Below are 4870 nucleotides of genomic sequence, written 5' to 3' on the forward strand. Positions count from 1 at the left end.
GGTAATGATAGACCGGCTCTTGCCACAATGGCCAGAGGTTCGTCCGCTTTGGACCCCGAAGAGGGCGGCATGGGCTTAGGGTTTCATTTGCGTGCAAGCCAGGCTCAGGTGTTCAAGCTAGGGCAGGTTGTAGGTGTGTTGCAGATGTCGTCCGGCGATCTGGAGGAGCATCTGGCCGAAACCGCACAGGAAAACCCTATGCTGATCCTGCGGCCGCGGCTTGGCACCGGTTCAAGTGCAACAGATGTGCTGGAAATGACCTCCGTAGAGGAAGCCAGCAGCCTTTACGATCACGTCTTCCGCGAGTTGGCCGGGCTGATGGCCCAAGGCGGAATGTTGGAAAAATTGGTAACTCTGCTGATTGAGGAACTCGAACCCTCTGGCTGGCTCGGGTGCCCTTTGGATGAGATTGCCGGAGCGTTGGGGATTACTGGGGAGGTTGCCGAAAGGGCACTGCGGCTTATTCAGAAACGGATCGAACCCACCGGCCTCTTTGCCCGGAACCTGGAAGAATGCCTAAGATTGCAACTGGAAGATCAGGAGGCCATGACCGGGAGCATGTGCCTAGTGCTTGACCATCTAGGTGTGTTGGAAAGCGGCGGAACCGGCGAGCTTGTCAAGAAAACCGGGCTTGATGAGACCGAGGTGGCTCATTGCCTTGCGATGATCCGGGGGCTCAATCCCAAACCCGGCAGCGCCTTTGTCTTCGACCCAACACTGCTGCGTGAACCCGATGTGACTGTTACCTCTGCTGGCGACGGGTGGGAGATCGAATTTCGGTCTGCATTACAGCCGGATGTGACAATTTCACCGGTGCCGAGGGGCGCACAGAACCCGGCAATGCAGGAAGCGCTGGCCAAGGCGCGGGCGCTTAAACAGGCGTTGGAATTGCGCCGCTCAGCGCTAAAGCAGGTGGTTGGAGTGTTGGTCCAGCGGCAGGACGCGTTTTTCCGGACCGGGCCAGAGGCCTTGCATCCGATGACCATGTCGGAAATCTCACGAGAGACCGGCTTTCACCTCAGCACGGTCAGCCGGGTGCTGAACGGGCTCCTGATTGAAGGGCCGAATGGAATAATCGCCGCGCGTGCGCTTTGTGCCGGCGCGTGCTCGATCCAAAACGGGCATTCGAAGCCGAAGGTGCAGGCGCGCATCCGGTCCCTGCTCGCGGCAGAAGATCCTAGGAAGCCGTTTTCCGACCGGCAGCTGACGGTGATGCTGGAGGCCGAGGGCATCGGGGTATCGCGACGGGTAGTCGCGAAATACCGGCAGGAAAATGGCTTGGCTCCTGCGGCGAAACGGCGGCTTCGAAACTGAGCCTACGGACCCATTGACCCACAGTACACGGCTTGGAATTCAATGGGGAAATGCCAACTGACCCCACTTTCGAAAATCCCTTGACCACGGGTTGGACACCGGGCTGGACGAGGACAGCCTATCGCCAGGCCGGAAGGTGGATGCGGCGGCCATTTCAATGCTTCGGAAGTTAGATTGTTGCCAGGTGCAACACCCGGATCATTCTCGGAAAGTGTAAAGTGTAACGCCGCGTAAACGCCCCTCCGAAACGAGTGTAACGATATGAGACACTCGGCCTTGGCTAAGAAAAATCGACGGCAGTCTGGCTTAGCTTGCGCTGAAAAATTACCCGAAAAAAACATAGCAAAAACAGGTAATTGGCAAAAAATTCCTACTAAGACACACATTTTTCCAGCTTCTGGAACCAGCCTTGCAACAAGAATGGCACAAAGCACGAGCAGCTGCTCCGACAGGGCGCGCTCCAAAGAACGAAGGACAGAGACAAGGGGTGTCAGTCCACCGGACGACATGGGTGTAAAGACCCGGCCAGCCGTGGACATTGCCGAACTGCTCAACCTTTGCCGAGAACCTGCGCCGGAAGGTCATATGACCAACGGCGTTCAAATGAAACGGCAAAAGCCGCCAACAGGTGACCGGTCAACCGGTCGCAGAGCTTTAAGGAGGCTCATGGCATGACTTTGACGCTTAACAAGATCACGTCGCAGCGTGGTATTTCGGTCGGGGAAGCCACTAAGAAGATTTCCGACCTGGGTTGGAATCCTTCATATGTTCAGGAGGCCAGCACCTTCCCGACCGACTACAAGATCACGAAGGCCCCGCGCGACCCGATGAAGCAGGTCCTTCGCTCCTACTTCCCGATGGAAGAGGAGAAGGATAACCGCGTTTACGGTGCGCTTGACGCGGCGCTGCGCGGCGATATGTTCCGCAATGTGGAGCCCCGCTGGATTGAGTGGATGAAGCTCTTTCTCGCGATCATTCCCTTCCCCGAAATTTCTGCCGCACGTGCCATGGCAATGGTGGCTCGGATCTCGCCTGGCGAGGATCTCCGAACGGGTTTCACCATGCAGATGGTTGACGAGTTCCGCCATTCCACAATTCAGATGAACCTGAAGAAGTGGTACATGGAAAACTACATTGACCCTGCCGGCTTCGATATCACAGAAGAGGCCTTCGGAAAGTGCTACGCCACCACCATCGGACGCCAGTTTGGCGAAGGTTTCATCACTGGTGATGTGATGACCTCGGCCTGCATGTATCTGACCGTGGTTGCGGAAACCGCCTTCACCAATACGCTCTTCGTGGCCATGCCCTCGGAAGCAGCTCGGAACGGCGACTATGCCCTGCCGACCGTGTTCCTGTCGGTGCAATCGGACGAAAGCCGCCACATCGGTAACGGCCACTCCCTGCTGATGGCGGCGCTGAAGGAGCCCGAGAACCACCTGCTGCTGGAGCGCGACTTGCGTTACGCCTTCTGGCAGAACCACGCCATCGTCGATGCCGCGATCGGCACCTTTATCGAATACGGCACCACCAACCGCGACAAGGACAAGGAATCCTATGCGGAGATGTGGCACCGCTGGATTTTCGAGGATTACTACCGGACCTACATGCTGCCGCTCGAGAAGTATGGCGTGAAAGTCCATCACGATGACGTCCAAGAAGCCTGGAAGCGGATCACTGAGAAGAACTACGTCCACAAGGTCGCCCAATTCTTCGCCGTTGGCTGGCCTGTCAACTTTTGGCGGATTGAAGCCCAGACCGAGAAGGATTTCGAGTGGTTCGAGCACAAGTATCCGGGCTGGTACGCCGAATTTGGCGAGTTCTGGAAATGGTACGCAAAACTGTCGAAGCCGGGTGAAAAAGTCGTCACCTTCAACGAGGAAACTGGTTACGTCTATCCGCACCGCTGCTGGTCGTGCCTGGTTCCCTGCCTGATCCGTGAGGACATGGTGGTCGACGAGATCGATGGCGAATTGCACACATTCGCGCACGAACTGGATCGCTGGACTGCAGTTGAAGCCTTTGCCGGCGAATACCAAGGGCGTCCGACACCGGCGATGGGCAAGTTCTCCGGCAAGCGGGAATGGGAGAGTGTCTACGACGGCTGGGACCTGGCGGATGCCATCAAGGATCTCAACTTCGTCCGCGAAGACGGCGAGACCCTTACCGCCCAGCCGCACCTGCGCTTTGACAACAAGGATATGTGGAAGCTCGAGCACGTGCGCGGCCATACTCTGCGCTCGCCGCTCAACATGCTGCGTGCGATGGCTCCGGCGGAACGCGAGGCGCATATCGCCGAGTACCAGGCCGGCTTCACCATCAATCCCTGCAACTGATCACCAATGGCGGGGGCCGCGTCAGGCCCCCGCCCGCCATCGCACACGCCCGAGCCGCGTGGCGAGGAAAGGGAGGATAAAACGATGGACACCTACAATGTCCGATTGGAACCGGTCGGTGTGGAATTCGAGGTCGAGGATGGCGAATATATCCTTGACGCGGCATTCCGCCAGGGCATCGCCCTGCCTCACGGTTGCAAGGAAGGCCAGTGCTCTGCCTGCAAATGCGTCCAGCTCGACGGCGAGACCGAGATGGAGAATTACTCGACCTTCGCGCTGAACGACATGGAAAAGGACGGCGGCCATATCCTGATGTGCCGGTCTCTGGCGCTCAGCGATCTTGAAATCGAGCTTCTGAACTACGACGAGGAAGTCCTGTCGAAATCGATCCCGGTCAAGGCGTTCACTGGCCGGATCACCGATTTCCAGAAACTCACCCATGACATTCGCGGGGTCCAGATCGAACTGGATGCGCCTTTGAAATTCTGGGCGGGCCAATATGTCGACATCACGGTCAAAACCGAAGAAGGGGAGGAGATTACACGCTCGTTCTCCATGGCAAATCCGCCGAGCGAAACCCAGAAACTCGGGTTCATCATCAAAAAATACCCCGACGGGCGGTTCTCCAACGAGCTCGACGACGGCGGTATCAAGGCAGGTGCGGAAGTGCGGGTCGAAGGCCCCTACGGGATGTGCTTCCGACGGGAAGACCGGCAAGGACCGGTGATCCTTGTCGGCGCGGGCTCTGGCATGTCGCCAGTCTGGTCGATCCTCAATGACCATGTGGAAAGCGGCGAGGACCGGCCGGTATATTTCTACTACGGTGCCCGCACCCAGGACGACCTGTTCAAGCTCGAGGAAATCGGCGCCCTGACCGAGGCCTATCCCAACGTCCGGTTCATCCCGGTGCTGAGCCACGAGGACGAAGGCAACGGCTGGGCCGGCGCACGCGGCTTTGTGCATGAATACGTCGACAGCCACCTGCGCGAGCTGGGGATCAATGGTGAAGGCGATGTCTATGCTTGCGGCCCGCCGCCGATGATCGACGCGCTGACCCCAGTGCTCTTCATGCACGACTTCGAAACCGATCGCATCTTCTACGACAAGTTCACCCCCACTTCCGGTTCTTCGGCCCACTGAGACGGGCCGAACGCTAGTGACGTGAACCAAACCAAAGGGAGGCTACCATGGTAGCAACATCAAGCTCTGTCGGATCTGGC

At 58.0% G+C, this 4870-nt stretch carries 3 protein-coding genes; all 3 read left to right on the forward strand.

The window, feature by feature from the left end; translation table 11 throughout:
- Positions 1 to 1314, forward strand: a 1314-nt coding sequence (locus VOI29_RS22525) for a hypothetical protein (protein WP_323783873.1), incomplete at its 5' end; no start/stop codon positions are given.
- Between the two features lie 671 nt (positions 1315 to 1985).
- Positions 1986 to 3650: a methane monooxygenase gene (locus VOI29_RS22530; RefSeq protein WP_323783875.1), complete on the forward strand. Its 1665-nt coding sequence runs from the start codon at positions 1986 to 1988 to the stop codon at positions 3648 to 3650.
- An 84-nt stretch (positions 3651 to 3734) separates the two neighbouring features.
- The gene (locus VOI29_RS22535; protein WP_323783877.1) at positions 3735 to 4790 is read left to right on the forward strand and encodes a 2Fe-2S iron-sulfur cluster binding domain-containing protein; all 1056 of its coding nucleotides are present in this window, start codon (positions 3735 to 3737) and stop codon (positions 4788 to 4790) included.
- The last annotated feature ends 80 nt before the right edge of the window (positions 4791 to 4870 follow it).

The sequence above is a fragment of the Leisingera sp. genome (assembly GCF_034669605.1).
In the GTDB taxonomy this organism is placed as follows: domain Bacteria; phylum Pseudomonadota; class Alphaproteobacteria; order Rhodobacterales; family Rhodobacteraceae; genus Leisingera.

Excerpts from the sequence above, each read along its gene's own strand:
- VOI29_RS22530 (WP_323783875.1), top strand. The coding sequence starts at position 1,986 with ATGACTTTGACGCTTAACAAGATCACGTCGCAGCGTGGTATTTCGGTC.
- VOI29_RS22535 (WP_323783877.1), top strand. The coding sequence starts at position 3,735 with ATGGACACCTACAATGTCCGATTGGAACCGGTCGGTGTGGAATTCGAG.